This is a genomic window from Enterobacter cloacae complex sp. 342H5 (assembly GCF_050030905.1).
Lineage (GTDB): Bacteria > Pseudomonadota > Gammaproteobacteria > Enterobacterales > Enterobacteriaceae > Enterobacter > Enterobacter intestinihominis.
This window is the reverse complement of sequence record NZ_JBLGVB010000001.1, coordinates 2,568,810-2,591,168: the sequence shown is the minus strand read 5'-3', so window position 1 is coordinate 2,591,168 and position 22,359 is coordinate 2,568,810. Positions and strand designations below refer to the sequence as shown.

The following is a 22,359-nucleotide window of genomic DNA, read 5'->3' as shown; positions in this document are numbered from 1 at the left end:
GGTGCATACGTCTTCGGGATAAAGGCGTCCAGCGGTGCTTCAGCACCGTCGGGCGCTTTTTTTTGCCTTTTTTCAGGAGCAATTATGGCGGATTTGTCGAGACGGCGTTTATTGCAGGCCAGCATGCTGGCGAGTGGTGCGATGCTGTTGCCGGGTGTCATGCAGGCCGCATGGGCGGCGGGGTCAGATAAGCCGGAGCAGGATACCGTGCGTATCGGGTTTATCCCCCTGACCGATTGCGCGCCAGTGGTTATCGCGGCCCTGAAAGGGTTCGATAAAAAACACGGCATTACCATTGTACCTACCAAGGAGGCGAGCTGGGCGGCGGTGCGCGACAAGCTGGTGGCGGGGGAGCTGGACGCCGCACACATTCTTTACGGCCTGCTGTACGGACTGGAGCTGGGTATCGCGGGCAAGCCGCAGCAGATGGCGAACCTGATGACTCTCAACCAGAACGGTCAGGCCATTACGCTCTCCAGCGATCTGGCGGAGAAGGGCGTTCGTGATCTCGACGGGCTGAAAAAGCTGATTACACAGCAGGCACCGGGAACCTACACCTTCGCGCATACCTTCCCGACGGGGACACACGCTATGTGGCTCTACTACTGGCTGGCCAGTGCGGGCATTAACCCGTTTGACGACGTGCGCACTGTGGTGGTCCCGCCGCCACAGATGGTGATGAACATGCGCATCGGCAACATGGTCGGGTTCTGCGTCGGCGAGCCGTGGAACGCGCGGGCGATTAACGACCGCATCGGGTTTACCGCCGCCACGTCACAGTCCATCTGGGCCGATCACCCGGAAAAGATCCTCGGCACCCGACGCGACTGGGTGGTGAAAAATCCGCACACCGCACGGGCGCTGGTGAGCGCCGTGATGGAAGCCGCGCGCTGGATCGAGGCGTCAGCGGAAAACAAACGTGAAACCGCGCAGATCCTCTCGCGCCGCGCATGGCTCAACTGCAAGGAACAGTACCTCACCGGACGCATGCTCGGCGAATACGACAACGGGCTCGGTCAGCGCTGGCAGGATGCGCACCCGATCCGTTTCTTCAATGAGGGTGCCGTGAGCTACCCGTATCTCTCCGACGGCATGTGGTTCTTAACCCAGTTCCGCCGCTGGGGTTTGCTCAACGCCGCGCCAGATTATGCGGGCATCGCACAGCGCATTAACCAGACCGCGGTCTGGCAGGATGCCGCGACCGCCGTGGGCGGCATGTCCACACCGTCAGCACCGTATCGCAGCAGTACCCTGATGGACGGCACCGTCTGGAACGGCACCGATCCGGAAGGGTACGCCAACCGCTTCGCCATTCACCGTAAAGGGGCCTGAGTATGCAGCATCTGCAAAATACGCAACCACAAGAGAAGTCAGAGAGCGGGGAAGTGATTGTCCTGCCTCCGCTACAGGTTCGCCGTCGTGCGCCAGCGTTTACGCGTCGGATGAATGAGTTTTTACAGCGCGTCATCCCGGCGCTGCTCGGTCTCGGTCTGCTGGTGGTGCTCTGGCAGCTGGCGGCGATAAACAGTAAAGGTTTCCCGACGCCGCTCAGCACGCTTGATTCGGCCATGACCCTGTTTGCCGATCCGTTTTATCGCGACGGGCCAAATGATATGGGCATTGGCTGGAACGTGCTGGCGTCGTTGCAGCGCGTCGCCATCGGCTTCGGTCTGGCGGCGCTGGCGGGCATTCCGCTGGGCTTTTTGATTGGGCGCTTCACCTTTTTCTCCCGCATGTTCAACCCGCTGATCGCGCTCCTGCGTCCGGTCAGCCCGCTGGCCTGGCTGCCTATCGGCCTGCTGCTGTTCCAGAAAGCGGAGCCCGCGTCGAGCTGGACCATTTTCATCTGCTCCATCTGGCCGATGGTCATTAACACCGCCGAAGGGGTACGCCGTATTCCGCAGGACTACCTCAACGTGGCCCGGGTGCTGCAACTCTCAGAGTGGACCATCATGCGCCGCATTCTTTTCCCCGCCGTGCTGCCTGCGGTGTTGACCGGGGTACGTCTCTCCATTGGCATTGCCTGGCTGGTGATTGTCGCCGCCGAGATGCTCACCGGAGGTTTAGGCATTGGCTTCTGGATCTGGAATGAGTGGAACAACCTCAACGTCGAAAACATTCTCATCGCCATCGTCATCATTGGCGTGGTCGGGTTGCTGCTGGAACAGGGGCTGATGCTGATCGCCCGTCGCTTTAGCTGGCAGGAAAAATAAGGAGTGAAGATGAAACCTTTAATTCAGGTCCAGGCCGTGAGCCAGCGTTTTTCCACCGCCAGCGGCGAGTTTCTGGCACTGCAAAACGTCTCTTTTGATATCCACGAGGGCGAAACCGTCAGTCTGATTGGTCACTCCGGCTGCGGCAAGTCGACCCTGTTAAACCTGATCGCCGGGATCACGCTGCCGACGGAAGGCGGGCTGATTTGCGACAACCGCGAAATCGCCGGACCGGGGCCTGAGCGTGCGGTAGTGTTCCAGAACCATTCGCTGCTGCCGTGGTTAACCTGCTTCGACAACGTGGCGCTGGCGGTGGATCAGGTCTTCCGTCGCACCATGAGTAAGGCCGAGCGCAAAGAGTGGATTGAGCACAATCTCGACCGGGTGCAGATGGGCCACGCGCTGCATAAGCGCCCCGGGGAGATCTCCGGCGGTATGAAGCAGCGCGTCGGTATTGCCCGGGCGCTGGCAATGAAGCCGAAAGTGCTGCTTATGGATGAGCCGTTTGGCGCGCTCGATGCGCTGACGCGTGCCCATCTTCAGGACTCGGTGATGCAGATCCAGCAGGCGCTGAACACCACCATCGTGCTCATCACCCACGATGTGGACGAGGCGGTACTGCTCTCTGACCGCGTACTGATGATGACCAACGGCCCGGCGGCCACCGTGGGTGAGATCCTGCGCGTCGATCTGCCGCGCCCGCGCAACCGGGTGCAGCTGGCGGACGATAGCCGCTATCACCATATGCGCCAGCAGATCCTCCATTTCCTCTACGAAAAACAGCCGAAAGCGGCGTAATGAGGGGGCACGATGCGACTGGTCATTATCGGTAATGGTATGGCGGCAACCCGGCTGATTGCATCGCTCACCGGGCGTGTGCCCGGTCGTTTTGCTATCACCGTCATCGGTGACGAGCCGGAGCAGGCGTACAACCGCATCCAGCTTTCGCCGGTGCTGAGTGGTGAAAAGCAGGCGGAGCACATCTGTCTGCACGATGAAGACTGGTACACGGCACGAGGCGTGACGGTGCTGCGAGGAGAAACGGTGCTCGCAGTAGACGTTAACGCGCGTAAAGTGCGTACCTCTGCTCGCACGCTGGGCTGGGATGCGCTGGTGTTTGCCACCGGGTCTACCCCTGTAGTGCCGCCGATCCACGGCGGCGATGCGCCGCATGTGTTCACCTTTCGCACCCTGGCAGAGACCCGCGCCATCCAGAACCTCTCCGGTCCGGCGGTAGTGCTGGGCGGTGGCGTACTTGGCGTGGAAGCAGCGGCAGCGCTGGCGCGCAACGGTGACAACGTCACGCTTATCCATCGTGGTCCCTGGCTGATGGAACAGCAGCTGGATCAGCAGGCGGGACTGCTGCTTGAAGAGGCGCTGGCGGCGCGGGGCGTTAGCTGTGAACTCGCCTCTGGCATCGCGGCAATTAACGGCAAGAGCGTGACGCTACTCAACGGGCACAGCGTCACCGCCGCGCGCGTGGTGCTGGCCACGGGTGTACAACCCAACGTTGCGCTGGCAAAAGCCAGCGGCATTCACTGCGCGCGCGGCATCGTGGTGGATCACCAGATGCAAACCTCCGTGCCGGATATCTACGCCATCGGCGAGTGCTGTGAAATTGACGGCCAGACATTTGGCCTGGTCGCCCCTTGTCTGGCGCAGGCGGATATTCTCGCCGCGCGGCTGGCCGGGGAGGTCACCGTGCCGTTTACCCGGACCGACAACGGCGTGCGTCTTAAGGTGACCGGCGTGGAGCTGTTCAGCCTCGGACGCGCGACGGCGCAGGCGGACGATGTGGTATGGAGTTCATGGGATCCGCTGACCCGTCACTATCGACGATTACTGATCCATCAGGGGACGCTGGCTGGCGTGCTGCTGCTGGGTGACTGCCGCAGCGCGGCAACCTTTACCGATTTACTGGCAACGGCTGCGCCCGCCCACGCGGACTGGCTGTTCGATCGTTTCACAACGCAACCGCAGGTTGCAGGACAGAACGCTATGACAAAACCTACTCTGGTGGTGGTTGGGCACGGTATGGTCGGCCATCATTTCCTCGAAGACTGCGTTAACCGCAATTTGCATCAGCAGTATCAGATTATTGTTTTTGGCGAAGAGCGCTATGCGGCCTATGACCGCGTGCATCTGTCGGAATATTTTGGCGGACGCAGCGCGGACTCGCTCTCGCTGGTGGCGGGGGAGTTCTTTGCCGATAACGGTATAGAGCTGCGCCTCTCGCAGCAGATCGTCGCTATCGATCGTGATGCACACGTTGTGCGTACCGCCAGCGGCCATGAAACCCACTGGGATAAGCTGGTGCTGGCGACCGGCTCGTACCCGTTCGTACCGCCCGTTCCGGGCAGCGATCTGCCGGGTTGTTTTGTCTACCGCACCCTCGACGATCTGGACAATATTGCGGCCCATGCGGCAGGCTCTCGCCGCGGCGTGGTAATTGGCGGCGGCCTGCTGGGGCTGGAGGCGGCGAATGCGCTTAAGCAGCTAGGGCTGGAAACCCACGTGGTGGAGTTTGCGCCGAACCTGATGGCGGTGCAGCTCGACAGCGACGGTGCGGCAATGCTGCGCAGGAAAATTGAGGCGCTGGGCGTAGGGGTACACACCAGTAAATCGACGACGGAGATTGCCACCGCAGACGACGGGCTGGTGCTGCGTTTTGCCGATGGTGAACAGCTGGAAACGGACATGGTCGTCTTCTCTGCCGGTATTCGTCCGCAGGACGCGCTGGCACGCAGCAGCGGGCTGGCTATTGGCGAGCGCGGCGGGATCTGTATTGACGACGGCTGCCGGACCTCCGATCCGGACGTGCTTGCCATCGGGGAATGCGCGCTGTGGGAGGGGAAAATCTTTGGCCTGGTGGCACCGGGCTACCAGATGGCGCGCGTGGCCGCCGCTGTGCTGGCGGGTGAGGAGAAGCGCTTCACCGGCGCGGATATGAGTACCAAACTCAAGTTGCTGGGTGTGGATGTGGCGTCGTTTGGCGATGCCCACGGGCGCACGCCGGGGGCGCTGAGCTACCAGTGGACGCACGGGCCGCAGCAAATCTATAAAAAAATTGTGGTCAGTCACGACAGCAAAACCCTGCTGGGTGGCGTGCTGGTGGGCGATGCCAGCGAATACGCCACGCTGGTGCAGATGATGCTTAACGGCATCAGTCTGCCAAAAGAGCCGGAAACGCTGATCTTACCCGCGTCGTCAGGCTGCACGCCGAAAGCGCTGGGCGTGGCGGCGCTGCCGGAAAGCGCGCAGATCTGTTCGTGTCATAACGTCAGCAAAGGGGATATCTGCCAGGCGGTAAGCGCGGGCGCAACGGATATCGGCGCCATTAAGCAGTGCACCAAAGCGGCGACCGGCTGCGGAGGCTGTAGCGCGCTGGTGAAGCAGGTGATGGAGTTCCAGCTTGCGGAGCAGGGCGTGGAGGTGAAAAAAGATATCTGTGAGCACTTCCCGTACTCGCGTCAGGAGATATACCACCTGGTGCGCGTCAACCATATCCGGACCTTCGACCAGCTTATCAGCCGTTACGGACAAGGGCACGGCTGTGAGATCTGTAAACCGCTGGTGGGATCAGTGCTGGCCTCCTGCTGGAACGAATACCTGCTGAAACCGGCGCATCTGCCGCTGCAGGACACCAACGACCGCTACTTTGCCAATATTCAGAAGGACGGAACGTATTCCATCGTGCCGCGCATGCCTGCCGGGGAAGTGACGGCCGACGGGCTGATCGCCATCGGCCAGATTGCGAAACGCTATAGCCTTTACAGCAAAATCACCGGCGGACAGCGTATTGACCTGTTTGGCGCCACGCTCGAACAGTTGCCGGAAATCTGGCAGGCGCTGGTGGAGGCCGGATTTGAGACCGGTCATGCGTACGGGAAATCCCTGCGCACGGTGAAATCCTGCGTCGGGTCGACCTGGTGTCGCTATGGCGTGCAGGACTCCACTGGCCTTGCGGTCAAACTGGAGCATCGCTACAAGGGGTTACGTGCGCCGCACAAAATCAAAATGGCGGTCTCCGGCTGTACCCGTGAGTGCGCAGAGGCGCAGAGCAAAGACGTGGGGGTGATTGCCACGGACAAGGGCTGGAACCTTTATCTGTGCGGCAACGGCGGGATGAAGCCGCGCCACGCGGATCTCTTTGCCAGCGATCTGGACGACGAAACGCTGATCCGCACCGTTGACCGTTTCCTGATGTTCTACATTCGCACGGCAGATCGTCTGCAACGCACCAGTACCTGGATGGATAACCTGGAAGGCGGCCTCGACTATCTGCGCGAGGTGATCCTGAACGACAGCCTTGGGATCGCCCACGAGCTGGAGCAGGAGATGGCCCGGGTGGTGGAGACCTATCAGTGCGAATGGCAAACCACCCTCAACGATCCTGATCGCCTGGCGCTGTTCCGCACCGCGGTGAATGTCCCTGCCGCGGCGGAGAGCAAGCGCTGGCAGGAAATTTGCGGCATCAATGATATCCCCGAGCAGGCGGGCATCGGCGCGCGGCTTGGCCGAAAACCGATTGCGCTGTTCCGCTTTGGAACGTCCGTTTATGCCCTGGACGACCTGGAGCCGGGCAGCAGCGCGAACGTGCTTTCGCGCGGCATCCTTGGCGATGCAGCGGGCGAGCCGGTGGTGATTTCCCCGCTTTACAAGCAGCGCATACGTCTGCGCGATGGATGTCAGGTGGAGAACGGCGAACCCGTGGTGCGCGCCTGGCCGGTAAAAATTGAAAACGGCAAGGTTTGGGTTGGAAGCCAAGAGCTGGTGATGCGTGCGGAGGCCTCATGACGGAAACCCGTACAACGTGCCCTTACTGCGGGGTGGGCTGCGGCGTGGTCGCCAGTGTGGAAGATGGCGCGGTAAGCGTTCGTGGGGATGAAACTCATCCGGCGAACTTTGGTCGCCTGTGCGTAAAAGGATCTGCCCTCGGGGAAACGACGGGGTTGCAGGGACGTCTGCTGCGCCCGGTTGTTGACGGCATGGAGGTGGCATGGTCGCAGGCGTTGGGTGAAGCGGGCGAGCGGCTACGGAAGATCATCAACGAATGGGGGCCGCAGGCGGTGGCGTTTTATGCCTCCGGCCAGCTGTTGACCGAGGATTACTATGCGGCCAACAAGCTGATGAAAGGCTTTATCGGGGCGGCGAACATTGATACCAACTCGCGGCTGTGCATGTCGTCGGCGGTGGTGGGCTACAAACGCGCCTTCGGTGAAGACATTGTGCCGTGCAGCTACAAGGACGTGGAAAACAGCGATCTGGTGGTACTCATTGGCTCAAACGCGGCCTGGACGCATCCGGTGCTGTATCAGCGGCTGGTGCAGGCAAAACGCAGCAACCCGCAGATGAAAGTGGTCGTGATCGATCCGCGCAAAACCGCCACCTGCGATGTCGCTGACCTGCATCTGGCGCTTAAGCCCGGCAGCGACGCCGGGCTGTTTGTGGGGTTGCTCAATCTGATTCAGGGGAGCGGCGAGTGGCCGATTCCTCACGTGGCCGCGTTTTGCGATCTGCCTTCAGACGAGATTGGCACCTTCTACGACTGGTTTGTCACTGCGCCACGCGCGATCACGCTCTACACCATGGGGATCAACCAGTCCTCCAGCGGCAGCGACAAGTGTAACGCCATCATTAACGTGCATCTTGCCAGCGGGAAGTTCAACCGTTCGGGCTGCGGCCCGTTTTCGCTGACCGGACAGCCAAACGCCATGGGCGGGCGGGAAGTGGGGGGGCTGGCGAACCAGCTGGCGGCGCACATGAACTTCGAGCCGGACGATCTTTCGCGCGTGGCGCGTTTCTGGGGAACCGAGCGGCTGGCACAAACGCCGGGGCTGATGGCGGTAGAGCTGTTTGACGCGATTGCCCGCGGCGAGGTGAAGGCGGTGTGGATCATGGGCACCAATCCTGCCGTGTCACTTCCCGACAGCCACGCGGTGTGCCAGGCCCTGGCAGCCTGCCCGCTGGTTATAGTATCTGAGGTGATGCATGAGACGGACACCAGCCGGTTTGCTCATATCCGTTTTCCCGCCCTGGGCTGGGGCGAAAAAGACGGAACGGTGACCAATTCCGAGCGGCGTATTTCGCGCCAGCGCGCGTTTCTGCCTGCGCCGGGCGAGGCCAGACCGGACTGGTGGATCATCGCCCGGATCGCAGAGCAGCTCGGTTATGGCGATGCCTTCGCCTGGGAACACCCTCATGAGATATTTTGTGAACATGCGGCGCTGACGGCGTTTGAAAATAACGGCGAACGGGCGCTAAACCTGCGCGAACTGGCGTCGCTGTCGCGAGAGGCGTGGGACGAGCTGGCGCCTTATCAGTGGCATGCCGGTGATTTCCCGCAAAGAAATCTTGTACCGGTTGATCCTTCCTCGCATGGGGCAGGCGTCGACGAATTGTACCCCTTGATACTGAATACCGGGCGGATCCGCGATCAGTGGCACACCATGACGCGCACGGGGTATGTTCCGCGCCTGATGCAGCATATCGATGAGCCTTTTATTGAGATGAACGCAACCGATGCGGCGCGCGCGGGGCTGACTGACGGCCAGCTGGCGCGGATAAGTTCCCCGCGCGGGGTCATGGTTGCCAGAGTACGTATCTCTACCGCACAGCGTGCGGGCGAGCTGTTTGCGCCGATGCACTGGAACGCGCAGTTTGCCCGGCAGGGGAAGGTCAACGCGCTGGTGGAAGGGCGGGTTGATGCCTGGTCCGGCCAGCCGGAGAGTAAACAAACCGCGGTGAGGATCCTGCCCTGGCTACCCGCCTGGCAGGGGGAGCTGTATGCCCGCGAGTTGCCAGCGCTGCCGCCGTCGGTATGCTGGTGGCGTAAAGCCTCACGTCTGACGGTGGCGGGGGAGCAGCCGTTGCTGTCGTGGGTCATGGCGTACGCCAGCGGTCGGGGCTGGCAGTTACAGGTGGCACAGACGGGAGAACGCAGCAGCGTGCTCGCCTGGCATCACGGCGAGCTGATGCTGGGCTACTGGGAGGGCCATACGCTGCCGGCGCTGGCGCATGCGTTTATTGAAGAAGCCTTTGCTGCTGCGCCCGTACAACTTGCTGAACGCCACGCGCTGCTGCACGGACAACGGCCGGGCGAAGATGCCGATCCCGGGCGAATTATCTGTAGCTGCTTTAGCGTGGGTGAAAATACGATACGTAAGGCGATAGCCGGAGGCTGTAATTCTGCCGCAGCGCTGGGCGTGAAGCTGCGTTGCGGTACGAACTGCGGCTCCTGCCTGCCGGAGCTGAAAGGGTTGTTGGGATAATAGTGTAAAGGCGTCAGGTGGCGGCTTCGCACCGGCACGAATTAGTAGGTCGGGTAAGGCGAAGCCGCCACCCGACAATTCTGTTCAGGATATTCCTGAAATTTCTGTTAAGACTGGTTTTCAGGGCTTATGGCGTTAACATAATAAGTGTTTGTTCATAAACACAGGTTCTGATTGACGACGTTGAAGCTTGTATCGTCCCGCATCCGTTTTTTGCTGTTACTCCCCCTTTTTACGGCTGGAGCCGTTCACGGTGCGCCGAAATCCTTCGTGCAGCAGGCGCAAAATCCGTTTGATAACAACGGCGATAGTCTGCCGGATCTCGGTATGGCGCAACCGACTACCGAAGGCGAAAAGCACCTGGCTGAAATGGCAAAGGCCTTCGGTGAAGCCAGTATGATCGATAACGGCCTGACGGCCGGGCAGCAGGCGCGACAGTTCGCGTTTGGCAAGGTGCGGGATGCCGTCAGCGGGGAAGTCAACGAGCAGATTGAATCCTGGCTTTCCCCCTGGGGTAACGCCAATGTCAATGTACTGGTGGATGATGACGGTAACTTTAACGGCAGCAGCGGAAGCTGGTTTATCCCCTGGAGCGACAACACCCGCTATCTGAGCTGGAGCCAGCTTGGCCTGACGCAGCAGACAGACGGGCTGGTGAGCAACGTCGGGATCGGGCAGCGCTGGGTTGCCGGAAACTGGCTTCTGGGCTACAACACCTTTTACGACAACCTGCTGGAAGACAACCTGCAACGTGCCGGACTGGGCGCAGAGGCGTGGGGCGAAAACCTTCGCCTGTCGGCCAATTACTACCAGCCGTTCGCTGGCTGGCAGCCGCGTTCCGACATCCGGGAGCAGCGCATGGCGCGCGGGTACGACGTAACGGCCAAAGCCTGGCTTCCCTGGTTTCATCACCTGAACACCAGCGTCAGCTTTGAACAGTATTTTGGCGATAACGTCGATCTGTTTAACAGCGGTACGGGGTATCACAACCCGGTTGCGGTCAACCTGGGGCTGAACTATACCCCCGTTCCGCTGGTCACCCTGACGGCTGCCCATAAGCAGGGGGAGAGCGGCGTTAGCCAGAATAACCTCGGGCTGAAGCTCAACTATCGCTTTGGCGTGCCGCTGGCGAAACAGCTTTCCGCCGGGGAAGTGGCGGCGACGCGCTCGCTGCGGGGCAGCCGCTATGATTCACCTGAGCGTGATAATCTGCCCGTGATGGAATTCCGTCAGCGTAAAACCCTCTCGGTCTATCTGGCCACGCCGCCGTGGGATCTTAAGCCAGGCGAAACTGTGATGCTGAAGCTGCAAATTCGCAGCACGCACGGTATCCGTCAGATCCACTGGCTGGGTGATACCCAGGCGCTCAGCCTGACCTCACCGGCAAACAGCAACAGCAGCGATGGCTGGAGCATAATCATGCCCGCCTGGAACGACGCGGAAGGGGCGAAAAACGAATGGCGGCTTACGGCCGTGGTGGAAGATAAGGATGGGCAGCGTGTCTCCTCCAATGAGATCACGCTTTCCGTGGTGCAACCGCTCGTCGCAATGCCTGCCGACGATCCACGGTGGAAGTTGCTGCCGGATGAGTAAGTTAAAAAATGCGCTCCTGATGCACCCAGACGGCGGCTTCGACGCGGGATTTTAACTTCATTTTCTTCAGCATGTGTTTGACATGCACTTTGACCGTGCTCTCGGTGATGTCCAGACGGCGGGCGATCATTTTGTTCGGCAGACCCTGAGCAATCAGCTTCAGAATGTCGCGCTCGCGCGGGGTCAACTGGCTGACGTCACGGTCAGACGTTGCGCGGTTCGCACGCAGGCTGGCGGCCAGTACCGGCGTTAACGCTTCACTCAGCACCATCTCGCCTGCGGCAGCCTGTTGCAGCGCCTTGAGCAGATCTTCTGGCTCCATATCTTTCAGCAGATAGCCGTCTGCCCCCCGCTTGAGGGCGGTGACCACGTCTTCTTCATGGTTTGAGACGCTGAAGACCACCACCCGGCCAGAGAGGGATTTCTCCCGCAGCTTGTCGAGGGTTTCCAGGCCATTCATGCCCGGCATGTTGAGATCGAGCAAGATCAAATCAGGATCGAGCGATTCGGCAAGTTCAATACCCTGTTCGCCGTTGCTGGCTTCCCCGACGACGGTGATATCGGGCGCCATGCTGACAAGCTGTTTAACGCCAGTGCGCAGCATCGGATGATCGTCAATCAACAGGATAGATGCCGGTTCCTGATTAGTCATGGTTTTCTCCTTGAGCAGTTATGAGGGGCTTTTCGGGTATAAAGGTGACCACGACTTCGGTGCCACCTGACTCTCCCCGGCGAACCTGGCAATCACCGCGCAGGCTTTGCGCGCGGTCTCGCATGATGATTAAACCATAATGGTTCGTTCGTTCGGCATTTTCCGGCACGCCGCGGCCGTTATCCTGAACCCTGAGCTTCACCTGATTATCCTGGCAGCTGACGGTGACCGTGACGGCCGTCGCCTCGGCATGCTTGAGCACGTTGCTCAGGGCTTCACGGGCAATTTGCAGCACATGGATCGCCTGGTGAGAGGGGACAAAACGCGGTGGCAACTGGTAATCCAGCTTCACCGGGAAGCCCAGCCTGGCACTAAATTCCTGACAGCTGGACTCCAGCGCAGGGCGTAGCCCCGGCTCGGTGAGCTGTAAACGGAAGGTGGTCAGCAGCTCGCGAAGCTGAATCCACGAGGTGTTAAGCTCGTTGCGGATCTGGCTGAGCAGCTGTTTGCTGCTCTCGGGCATGCCTTCGTCCTGCATTTGCAGGCAACTCACCTGCATCTTCATGCAGGAGAGGGACTGGGCGATGGAGTCGTGCAGCTCGCGAGCGATGGTGGCGCGCTCCTCCATCACGATCAGCTGCTGCTGTTTCTCCTGGTGACGGTCGAGCGCCAGCGTGGCCGTGAGCTGCTCTACAAGAGTATCGACCAGCTGCTGCTGGTCGTGGCTCAGATGACGTCCGGCGGGCAGGGTGGCCAGCAAAATACCGTACTGGGTATGGCTGTCCATCAGCCGCCACTTGAGGGTCGTGCCGCTGGTGGTAAGCGGCGGCAAGCCGCGCGGGCAAAGATGACACCCTTTATCGTCGCAGGAGATGTCCGACTGACAGGTAAATTCCTGATGGTTTTCCTCATCTTCAACGTCATAAACCCGTAGCTCAAGATCGTGGAGCAGAGTCAGGTTTTGCAGGCCGTTCAGTACCGGCGAGAGACGCTCGCAAAGCGGTACCTGCATATGCAGGCGACGGTTCGCCTGCCAGAGGAAAGAGAGGATCTCGTTTTTCTGCTCAAGCCCGGCGGTTTTCTCCTGGACGCGTTTTTCCAGTACCGCGTAGCTTTCAGATAGTTCCGCCGACATGGTGTTGAGCGCCTCGCCGAGCATCGCCATTTCGTTGCGCCCGCTGATGTGCGTGCGTTGGGTAAAATCGCGCTGTGTGACGGCGCGGGCCATCGCCAGGAGTTGCTTCCAGGGGTTAAGCAACCGCGCGCGCAGCCAGATAACCGTGAAAATCAGCAGCAAACCCATAAACAGCGCCATTGCGCGGTGAACCATCACTACGCGGTCAATTCGTAACTCTGTGGTGCGATCGAACGAGGAGACGAGATGATCGATGCGTGACACAAACCCGGCGACATCCTGGGCGACCGTTTCCCGGTCTTCCGCCCGCTTTAACCCGGGCTCCAGCTGGGTATGCCAGTAGCCCTGAAGCGCCTTAAGCTGAGATTGCTGGCCGTCACGGATGGCGGCTCTTTCCAGTTCAGGGCTGAATGCGGTACGCTCCATTTCGTCGATAAGCGGTTGGTCAGCCTGCGTCAGCGGCACCGACGCCAGCAGCCGGTAACTCTGCATACGTAGCGAGCCTGCCTCGTTGATGGCATGCGCATTACCCTGCACACCCTGTACCAGCCAGCCAGAAATAGCCATGCCGGTCACACCGATAGCGGTGGACAGCAGAACAATAAGCGCCAGCTGGTTAACCAGCGTCAGCGGAGATAAACATCTTTTTAACATAGAGTTGCCGGGCTCCTGACGTGACCTGATTGCAGGAATGGCGCTATTCTGGTGCATACCCTGGAGTATACCCATACCAATAAAGGATTACCTCTAAATTGCCAGACATGTAACGGTTAGTGGGTGGACGAAGCAGGGATGCGTCAGCACCGTGAAAAACCACACCTTTTTTACGTTTTGCATCTACTCATTAAGAGTGATGGCTTTTTTTTCGCCGCAAAACCTCCCACTTTTCCTTTGATTTATATCAACTTACCGCCGCCCTAAAGCCCTAATGTTTGCAGCATCATTCGAGAATCAGAGGTGTCTATGAGTCACTCTTCCGCTCCCGAAAGGGAAACTGGTGCCGTTATTACAGACTGGCGTCCAGAGGATCCGGCGTTCTGGCAACAGCGCGGCCACCGTATAGCAAGTCGTAATCTGTGGATTTCCGTGCCATGTCTGTTACTGGCGTTTTGCGTCTGGATGTTGTTCAGTGCGGTTGCGGTTAACCTGCCAAAAGTGGGCTTTACCTTTACCACCGATCAGCTGTTTATGTTGACTGCGTTGCCGTCGCTTTCAGGCGCACTGCTGCGCGTTCCTTACGCGTTTATGGTGCCGGTCTTTGGTGGTCGTCGCTGGACGGCTTTCAGTACCGGGATCATGATCGTGCCGTGCGTGTGGCTCGGTTTTGCGGTGCAGGATACCTCTACACCGTTTAGCGTGTTCGTGATTATCTCTCTGCTGTGCGGTTTTGCGGGGGCGAACTTTGCGTCCAGTATGGCAAACATCAGCTTCTTCTTCCCGAAAGCGAAGCAGGGTGGTGCGCTGGGCATTAACGGCGGTCTGGGTAACATGGGCGTGAGCGTGATGCAGCTGATTGCTCCGCTGGCGATCTCGGTCTCCATCTTTGCGGCGTTTGGCGGCGGCGGTGTGACGCAGCCCGACGGTTCAGTGCTGTTCCTGCAAAATGCCTCCTGGATTTGGGTACCGTTCCTGGTGGTCTTTACCCTGGCGGCATGGTTCTTCATGAACGACCTGTCCGCGTCCAAAGCGTCCCTGAGCGAGCAGCTGCCGGTTCTGAAACGTGGCCACCTGTGGGTAATGGCACTGCTGTATCTGGCGACCTTCGGCTCGTTCATCGGTTTCTCCGCAGGCTTTGCCATGCTGTCGAAAACCCAGTTCCCGGACGTACAGATCCTTCAGTTTGCCTTCTTCGGTCCGTTTATTGGCGCGCTGGCACGTTCGCTGGGCGGGATGATCTCCGACCGTCTGGGCGGAACGCGCGTTACGCTGGTGAACTTTGTATTTATGGCCATCTTCTGTGCGCTGCTGTTCCTGACGCTGCCTGCGGGTGGTGAGGGAGGTAACTTCTTTGCCTTCTTCGGCGTCTTCATGGTGCTGTTCCTGACCGCCGGGCTGGGCAGTGCGTCTACTTTCCAGATGATCTCTGTCATCTTCCGCAAGCTGACCATGGACCGCGTGAAAGCGCAGGGCGGGAGCGACGAGCAGGCGATGCGTGAAGCCGCCACCGATACCGCTGCGGCGCTTGGGTTTATCTCTGCGATTGGCGCGATTGGCGGCTTCTTTATTCCAAAAGCGTTCGGTATCTCACTGGATCTGACCGGCTCTCCGGCGGGTGCGATGAAGGTATTCCTCGTCTTCTATATCGCCTGTGTGGTCATCACCTGGCTGGTATATGGCCGTAATACCAAGAAAAACAAGTAAGCTTGATTATCCGTTTGCGCGGCCTGAGTGCCGCGCTTTTTTTAATCGCTTAATAGTTACAACATACTAATAGCGTTTCCCGTTGTCGCACGCAGGTTACGCTGTGATCGCCATCGCTTTACAGGTGTCTCTACCCCTTAATACCTTAGATGTTAAATTTCGCTCCACTTATTGTACGATAAATAAAATATATCCATATAAATCATTAAGTTAAAAAATATTAACAGCTACCGCTTTGGTGGTATTTGATCTAATCCCCCCCTCAGAGACCCCCCTCCGTCTTGATCGTTATCAATTCTCACCATCTTTCATAGCGTTACCTTCGCTGCAAATCAGCAATGTCGATTTAGAGAGCCACAGGCTCCACACAGGAGATACCCGATGAGCAAATTTTTGGACCGGTTTCGCTACTTCAAACAGAAGGGTGAAACTTTTGCCGATGGGCACGGCCAGGTTCTGGATACCAACCGGGACTGGGAAGACGGTTACCGTCAACGCTGGCAGCATGACAAAGTTGTCCGTTCTACCCACGGTGTAAACTGCACTGGCTCATGTAGCTGGAAGATTTTCGTTAAAAACGGTCTGGTGACCTGGGAAATGCAGCAGACCGACTATCCGCGTACCCGTCCGGATATGCCGAACCATGAACCGCGCGGCTGCCCGCGTGGGGCCAGCTACTCCTGGTATCTCTACAGTGCCAACCGTCTGAAATACCCGCTGATGCGTAAACGCCTGATGAAAATGTGGCGTGAAGCGAAAGTGCAGCACAGCGATCCGGTTGATGCCTGGGCATCCATCATCGAGGACGCCGACAAAGCGAAAAGCTTCAAACAGGCGCGTGGTCGCGGTGGTTTCGTTCGTTCTTCCTGGAAAGAGGTGAACGAGCTGATTGCGGCCTCCAACGTCTATACCGTGAAAACTTACGGTCCTGACCGCGTGGCAGGCTTCTCGCCAATCCCGGCAATGTCGATGGTCTCTTACGCCTCCGGCGCGCGCTACCTTTCACTTATCGGCGGTACCTGTCTGAGCTTCTACGACTGGTACTGCGACCTGCCGCCAGCGTCGCCGCAGACCTGGGGCGAACAGACCGACGTGCCGGAGTCCGCTGACTGGTACAACTCCAGCTACATCATCGCCTGGGGCTCTAACGTTCCGCAGACCCGTACCCCTGATGCGCACTTCTTTACCGAAGTACGTTACAAAGGGACCAAAACCGTTGCCGTGACCCCGGACTACGCCGAAATCGCCAAACTGTGCGACCTGTGGCTGGCACCGAAACAGGGTACTGATGCCGCCATGGCGCTGGCGATGGGCCACGTCATGTTGCGTGAATTCCACCTCGACAAGCCAAGCCAGTATTTCACCGATTACGTGCGTCGCTACACCGACATGCCAATGCTGGTGATGCTTGAAGAGCGTGACGGCTATTACGCCGCTGGCCGTATGCTGCGTGCTGCGGATCTTGTGGATGCGCTGGGTCAGGAAAACAACCCGGAGTGGAAAACGGTCGCCTGCAACAGCAACGGCGAGCTGGTGGCGCCAAACGGTTCTATCGGCTTCCGCTGGGGCGAAAAAGGCAAATGGAACCTGGAACAGCGTAACGGCACCACGGGTGAAGAGACAGAACTTCGCCTCAGCATGCTGGGCAGCCAGGACGAAATCGCCGATGTCGGCTTCCCGTACTTTGGTGGTGAAGGTTCCGAGCACTTCAACAAGGTTGAGCTGCAAAACGTTCTGATGCACAAACTGCCGGTTAAGCGCTTGCAACTGGCGGACGGTTCTACCGCTCTGGTCACTACGGTCTACGATCTGACCATGGCGAACTATGGCCTGGAGCGCGGTCTGAACGACGAAAACTGCGCGACCAGCTATGACGACGTGAAGGCTTATACACCAGCCTGGGCGGAGCAGATCACCGGTGTGCCACGCGCCCAAATCACCCGTATCGCCCGCGAATTTGCGGAAAACGCAGACAAAACTCACGGTCGCTCCATGATCATCGTCGGTGCCGGTCTGAACCACTGGTATCACCTCGATATGAACTATCGCGGCCTGATCAACATGCTGATCTTCTGTGGCTGCGTCGGGCAGAGCGGCGGCGGCTGGGCGCACTACGTGGGCCAGGAAAAACTGCGTCCGCAGACCGGCTGGCAGCCGCTGGCGTTTGCCCTTGACTGGCAGCGTCCGGCTCGTCACATGAACAGCACCTCCTACTTCTATAACCACTCCAGCCAGTGGCGCTACGAGACGGTGACCGCGCAGGAGCTGCTGTCGCCGATGGCGGATAAATCCCGCTACAGCGGCCATCTGATTGACTTCAACGTGCGCGCTGAACGCATGGGCTGGCTGCCGTCTGCACCGCAGTTGGGCACTAACCCGCTGCGCATTGCGGAAGCGGCGAAGAAAGCGGGTATGTCACCGGTGGACTACACCGTGAAATCGCTGAAGGATGGCTCAATCCGTTTTGCGGCAGAACAGCCTGAGAACGGCAAAAACCATCCGCGTAACCTGTTCATCTGGCGCTCCAACCTGCTGGGTTCGTCCGGTAAAGGCCATGAGTACATGCTGAAATACCTGCTCGGTACCGAAAACGGTATTCAGGGTAAGGATCTCGGCAAGCAGGGCGGCGTGAAGCCAGAAGAAGTTGAATGGAAAGACAACGGTCTGGACGGCAAGCTGGATCTGGTGGTAACGCTGGACTTCCGTCTGTCCAGTACCTGCCTGTACTCCGATATCGTGCTGCCTACCGCCACCTGGTACGAAAAAGACGACATGAATACGTCGGATATGCATCCGTTTATTCATCCGTTGTCTGCGGCCGTTGACCCGGCGTGGGAATCAAAAAGCGACTGGGAAATCTATAAAGACATCGCGAAGAAATTCTCCGAAGTCTGTGTAGGGCACCTGGGCAAAGAGACCGACGTGGTGACGCTGCCAATCCAGCACGACTCCGCTGCCGAACTGGCGCAGCCGCTTGACGTGAAGGACTGGAAAAAAGGCGAATGCGATCTGATCCCGGGTGTGACCGCGCCGCATATTATTCCGGTTGAACGTGATTACCCGGCAACGTACGAGCGCTTTACCTCTATCGGTCCGCTGATGGAGAAGATCGGTAACGGCGGTAAAGGCATCGCCTGGAACACCCAGAGCGAAATGGACCTGCTGCGCAAGCTCAATTACACCAAAGCAGACGGCCCGGCCAAAGGCCAGCCAATGCTGAACACGGCAATTGATGCAGCGGAAATGATCCTGACCCTGGCACCGGAAACCAATGGCCACGTGGCGGTGAAAGCGTGGGCGGCTCTGAGTGAATTTACCGGCCGTGACCATACGCATCTGGCGAAGAATAAAGAAGAAGAGAAAATCCGCTTCCGCGATATTCAGGCTCAGCCGCGCAAGATTATCTCCAGCCCGACCTGGTCTGGCCTCGAAGATGAACATGTGTCCTATAACGCCGGATACACCAACGTTCACGAGCTGATCCCATGGCGCACGCTCTCTGGCCGTCAGTCTCTGTATCAGGATCACCAGTGGATGCGTGACTTCGGTGAAAGCCTGCTGGTTTACCGGCCGCCAATCGATACCCGCTCCGTGAAAGCGGTGATGGGGGCGAAATCAAACGGTAACCCTGAGAAGGCGCTGAACTTCCTGACGCCGCACCAGAAGTGGGGTATCCACTCCACCTACAGCGACAACCTGCTGATGCTGACGCTGTCACGCGGGGGGCCGATCGTCTGGATGAGCGAAGCGGACGCCAAAGATCTGGGTATCGAAGATAACGACTGGATCGAAGTGTTCAACAGCAACGGTGCCCTGACGGCACGTGCGGTGGTGAGCCAGCGTGTACCAGCCGGGATGACCATGATGTACCACGCGCAGGAACGTATCGTTAACCTGCCGGGTTCAGAGATCACCGAGCAGCGCGGCGGTATTCACAACTCTGTGACCCGTATTACGCCGAAACCGACGCATATGATCGGCGGCTATGCCCAGCTGGCCTACGGCTTTAACTACTACGGCACTGTAGGATCAAACCGCGATGAGTTCGTGGTGGTACGTAAGATGAAGAATATTAACTGGTTAGATGGCGAAGGTAATGACCAGGTACAGGAGAGCGTAAAATGAAAATTCGTTCACAAGTCGGCATGGTGCTGAATCTGGATAAATGCATCGGCTGTCATACCTGCTCAGTCACCTGTAAAAACGTCTGGACCAGCCGTGAAGGTATGGAGTACGCCTGGTTCAACAACGTGGAAAGTAAGCCGGGCACCGGCTTCCCGACCGACTGGGAAAACCAGGAGAAGTGGAAGGGTGGCTGGATCCGTAAAATCAACGGCAAACTGCAACCGCGCATGGGTAACCGTGCGATGCTGCTCGGTAAAATCTTTGCTAACCCGCATCTGCCGGGCATCGACGATTACTACGAGCCGTTTGATTACGACTATCAGAACCTGCACAACGCGCCGGAAAGCAAACACCAGCCGATCGCCCGTCCTCGCTCGCTGATCACCGGTAAGCGCATGGACAAAATTACCAGCGGTCCAAACTGGGAGGAAATTCTGGGCGGCGAGTTCGAAAAACGCGCCAAAGACCAGAACTTCGAGAACATGCAGAAGGCGATGTACGGCCAGTTCGAAAACACTTTCATGATGTATCTGCCGCGCCTGTGCGAACACTGCCTTAACCCGGCGTGCGTGGCGACCTGCCCAAGCGGCGCCATCTACAAGCGTGAAGAAGATGGCATTGTGCTGATCGACCAGGACAAGTGCCGCGGCTGGCGTATGTGCATCACCGGCTGCCCGTACAAAAAAATCTACTTTAACTGGAAGAGCGGTAAGTCTGAGAAGTGTATCTTCTGCTACCCGCGTATCGAAGCCGGTATGCCGACCGTCTGCTCAGAGAGCTGCGTAGGGCGTATCCGCTACCTCGGCGTGCTGCTGTACGACGCGGATGCGATTGAAAATGCCGCAAGCACCGAGAACGAGAAAGATCTGTATCAGCGTCAGCTGGACGTCTTCCTCGATCCGAACGATCCGAAGGTGATCGAGCAGGCGCTGAAAGACGGTATTCCGCAGAGCGTGATTGACGCCGCACAGCAGTCCCCGGTGTACAAAATGGCGATGGACTGGAAGCTGGCGCTGCCGCTGCACCCGGAATACCGCACGTTGCCGATGGTCTGGTACGTGCCGCCGCTGTCTCCGATTCAGTCTGCGGCTGACGCAGGTGAACTGGGCAGCAACGGCATTCTGCCGGACGTGGAAAGCCTGCGTATTCCGGTTCAGTATCTGGCCAACCTGCTCACCGCAGGGGATACCCAGCCGGTGCTGCTGGCGCTGAAACGTATGCTGGCGATGCGTCACTTCAAACGTGCGGAAACCGTTGACGGCGTTAACGATACCCGCGCGCTGGAGGAGGTTGGTCTGACCGAAGCGCAGGCGCAGGAGATGTACCGCTATCTGGCAATCGCTAACTACGAAGATCGTTTCGTGGTGCCGAGCAGCCACCGTGAACTGGCTCGCGAGGCCTTCCCGGAGAAAAGTGGGTGTGGCTTTACCTTTGGCGACGGTTGCCACGGGTCAGACAGCAAATTCAACCTGTTCAACAGCCGCCGCATTGACGCGATGGATGTGACCAGCAAAACGGAGCCGCACCAATGATTGAACTCGTCATTGTTTCGCGTCTGCTCGAGTACCCTGATGCTACGCTTGTGCAGCATCAGCAGGAACTCTTTGATGCACTCGCGTCATCTGAAAACCTGGATAAAGAGGATGCCCAGACGCTGGGCATTTTCCTCCGCGACCTGCTGGCGCGCGATCTTCTTGATGCGCAGGCGGACTACAGCCAGCTGTTTGACCGTGGTCGTGCCACGTCTCTATTGCTGTTCGAACACGTTCACGGTGAATCCCGCGACCGTGGTCAGGCGATGGTGGATCTGATGGCCCAGTACGAGCAGCACGGTTTGCAACTCGACAGCCGCGAGCTGCCGGATCACCTGCCTCTGTACCTGGAATATCTGGCGCAGCTGCCGAAAGAGGAAGCGCTGGGCGGGTTGCAGGACATCGCTCCCATTCTGGCGTTGCTCGGCGCACGTCTCCAGCAACGTGAGAGCAATTATGCAGTCCTGTTCGATCTGCTGGTGAAACTGGCTAACGCCTCGGTTGACAGTCAAAAAGTGGCGGAAAAAATTGCGGATGAAGCCCGTGACGACACCCCACAAGCACTGGATGCCGTCTGGGAAGAAGAACAGGTGAAATTCTTTGCTGACCAGAGCTGTGGCGAATCTGAAATCTCCGCGCATCAACGTCGTTTTGCCGGAGCGGTGGCTCCGCAATATTTGAATATCTCTAACGGAGGACAGCACTAATGCACTTCCTGAATATGTTCTTCTTTGACATTTACCCGTATATCGCGGGCACCGTGTTCCTGGTGGGAAGCTGGCTGCGTTATGACTATGGCCAGTACACCTGGCGTGCTGCCTCCAGCCAGATGCTGGATCGTAAAGGGATGAACCTGGCGTCAAACCTGTTCCACATCGGGATTTTGGGTATTTTTGCCGGTCATTTCCTGGGGATGCTGACGCCGCACTGGATGTACGAAGCGTGGCTGCCGATTGAAGTGAAGCAGAAGATGGCGATGCTCGCCGGTGGCGCCTGCGGCGTGATGACCCTGGTGGGTGGGCTGCTGCTGCTGAAACGCCGTCTGTTCAGCCCACGCGTGCGGGCTACCACGACCGGAGCGGACATCCTGATCCTCTCCCTGCTGATGGTGCAGTGTGCGCTGGGTCTGCTGACCATTCCATTCTCTGCGCAGCATATGGACGGCAGCGAGATGATGAAGCTGGTGGGATGGGCGCAGTCTGTCGTGACCTTCCGCGGTGGTGCCTCTGAGCATCTGGACGGCGTGGCGTTCATCTTCCGCGTTCACCTGGTGCTGGGTATGACCCTGTTTGTGCTGTTCCCGTTCTCTCGCCTGGTGCACATCTGGAGTGCGCCGGTGGAGTACCTGACGCGCAAATATCAGATCGTGCGTGCTCGTCGCTGATTCGCTGTATTGATACAACCCCGCATTTGCGGGGTTTTTTTTGTCCTGGAACCAGGGTTTCGTGCGGATGCCGGGTGGCGGCTGCGCCTTACC

13 protein-coding genes are annotated in these 22,359 nt (G+C 58.7%); 11 read left to right on the top strand and 2 right to left on the bottom strand.

Going from position 1 to position 22,359, the window contains the following annotated elements:
• Nucleotides 1–84 precede the first annotated feature (84 nt).
• The 6 genes from ACQG03_RS12405 (at nucleotide 85) to ACQG03_RS12380 (ending at nucleotide 11,077) form a co-directional block, all read left to right on the top strand.
• Nucleotides 85–1,332 carry a CmpA/NrtA family ABC transporter substrate-binding protein gene (locus ACQG03_RS12405; protein ID WP_063162966.1) on the top strand — a complete coding sequence of 416 codons (1,248 nt, stop codon included), beginning with the start codon at nucleotides 85–87 and terminating at the stop codon, nucleotides 1,330–1,332.
• Nucleotides 1,333–1,334: 2 nt separating this feature from the next.
• Nucleotides 1,335–2,213, top strand: coding sequence for a nitrate ABC transporter permease (ntrB, locus tag ACQG03_RS12400; protein WP_022648369.1), 879 nt, complete (start codon nucleotides 1,335–1,337; stop codon nucleotides 2,211–2,213).
• A 9-nt stretch (nucleotides 2,214–2,222) separates the two neighbouring features.
• A complete protein-coding gene (locus tag ACQG03_RS12395) occupies nucleotides 2,223–3,011 on the top strand; it encodes an ABC transporter ATP-binding protein (RefSeq protein WP_042715167.1) in 789 nt (262 codons plus the stop codon).
• Nucleotides 3,012–3,023: 12 nt separating this feature from the next.
• Nucleotides 3,024–7,010 carry a nitrite reductase large subunit NirB gene (nirB, locus tag ACQG03_RS12390; protein ID WP_074148340.1) on the top strand — a complete coding sequence of 1,329 codons (3,987 nt, stop codon included), beginning with the start codon at nucleotides 3,024–3,026 and terminating at the stop codon, nucleotides 7,008–7,010.
• Nucleotides 7,007–9,484: a nitrate reductase gene (locus tag ACQG03_RS12385; protein WP_063162967.1), complete on the top strand. Its 2,478-nt coding sequence runs from the start codon at nucleotides 7,007–7,009 to the stop codon at nucleotides 9,482–9,484. The genes nirB and ACQG03_RS12385 overlap by 4 nt, the downstream gene beginning before the upstream one ends.
• A gap of 174 nt (nucleotides 9,485–9,658) precedes the next feature.
• Nucleotides 9,659–11,077 (top strand): YchO/YchP family invasin, encoded by a 1,419-nt coding sequence (locus ACQG03_RS12380; protein ID WP_063162968.1) that lies wholly within the window; start codon nucleotides 9,659–9,661, stop codon nucleotides 11,075–11,077.
• 1 nt (nucleotide 11,078) lies between these two features.
• Here ACQG03_RS12380 and narL read toward each other — a convergent pair whose 3' ends face one another.
• The gene (gene narL, locus ACQG03_RS12375) at nucleotides 11,079–11,729 is read right to left on the bottom strand and encodes a two-component system response regulator NarL (protein ID WP_003856701.1); all 651 of its coding nucleotides are present in this window, start codon (nucleotides 11,727–11,729) and stop codon (nucleotides 11,079–11,081) included.
• The gene (gene narX / locus ACQG03_RS12370; RefSeq protein WP_022648364.1) at nucleotides 11,722–13,518 is read right to left on the bottom strand and encodes a nitrate/nitrite two-component system sensor histidine kinase NarX; all 1,797 of its coding nucleotides are present in this window, start codon (nucleotides 13,516–13,518) and stop codon (nucleotides 11,722–11,724) included. Before narX ends, narL begins: the two co-directional genes overlap by 8 nt.
• A 309-nt stretch (nucleotides 13,519–13,827) precedes the next feature.
• Here narX and ACQG03_RS12365 point away from each other — a divergent pair, with 309 nt between their 5' ends.
• The 5 genes from ACQG03_RS12365 (at nucleotide 13,828) to narI (ending at nucleotide 22,266) form a co-directional block, all read left to right on the top strand.
• Entirely contained in the window at nucleotides 13,828–15,225 is a 1,398-nt protein-coding gene (locus ACQG03_RS12365) for a NarK family nitrate/nitrite MFS transporter (protein ID WP_063162969.1), read from the top strand.
• Nucleotides 15,226–15,606: 381 nt separating this feature from the next.
• Nucleotides 15,607–19,350, top strand: a complete 3,744-nt coding sequence (locus tag ACQG03_RS12360) for a nitrate reductase subunit alpha (RefSeq protein WP_023300281.1) — start codon at nucleotides 15,607–15,609, stop codon at nucleotides 19,348–19,350.
• Nucleotides 19,347–20,882 carry a nitrate reductase subunit beta gene (gene narH, locus ACQG03_RS12355; RefSeq protein WP_032624103.1) on the top strand — a complete coding sequence of 512 codons (1,536 nt, stop codon included), beginning with the start codon at nucleotides 19,347–19,349 and terminating at the stop codon, nucleotides 20,880–20,882. The genes ACQG03_RS12360 and narH overlap by 4 nt, the downstream gene beginning before the upstream one ends.
• Nucleotides 20,879–21,589 carry a nitrate reductase molybdenum cofactor assembly chaperone gene (gene narJ, locus ACQG03_RS12350; protein WP_063152563.1) on the top strand — a complete coding sequence of 237 codons (711 nt, stop codon included), beginning with the start codon at nucleotides 20,879–20,881 and terminating at the stop codon, nucleotides 21,587–21,589. Before narH ends, narJ begins: the two co-directional genes overlap by 4 nt.
• The gene (gene narI / locus ACQG03_RS12345) at nucleotides 21,589–22,266 is read left to right on the top strand and encodes a respiratory nitrate reductase subunit gamma (protein ID WP_022648359.1); all 678 of its coding nucleotides are present in this window, start codon (nucleotides 21,589–21,591) and stop codon (nucleotides 22,264–22,266) included. Before narJ ends, narI begins: the two co-directional genes overlap by 1 nt.
• The last annotated feature ends 93 nt before the right edge of the window (nucleotides 22,267–22,359 follow it).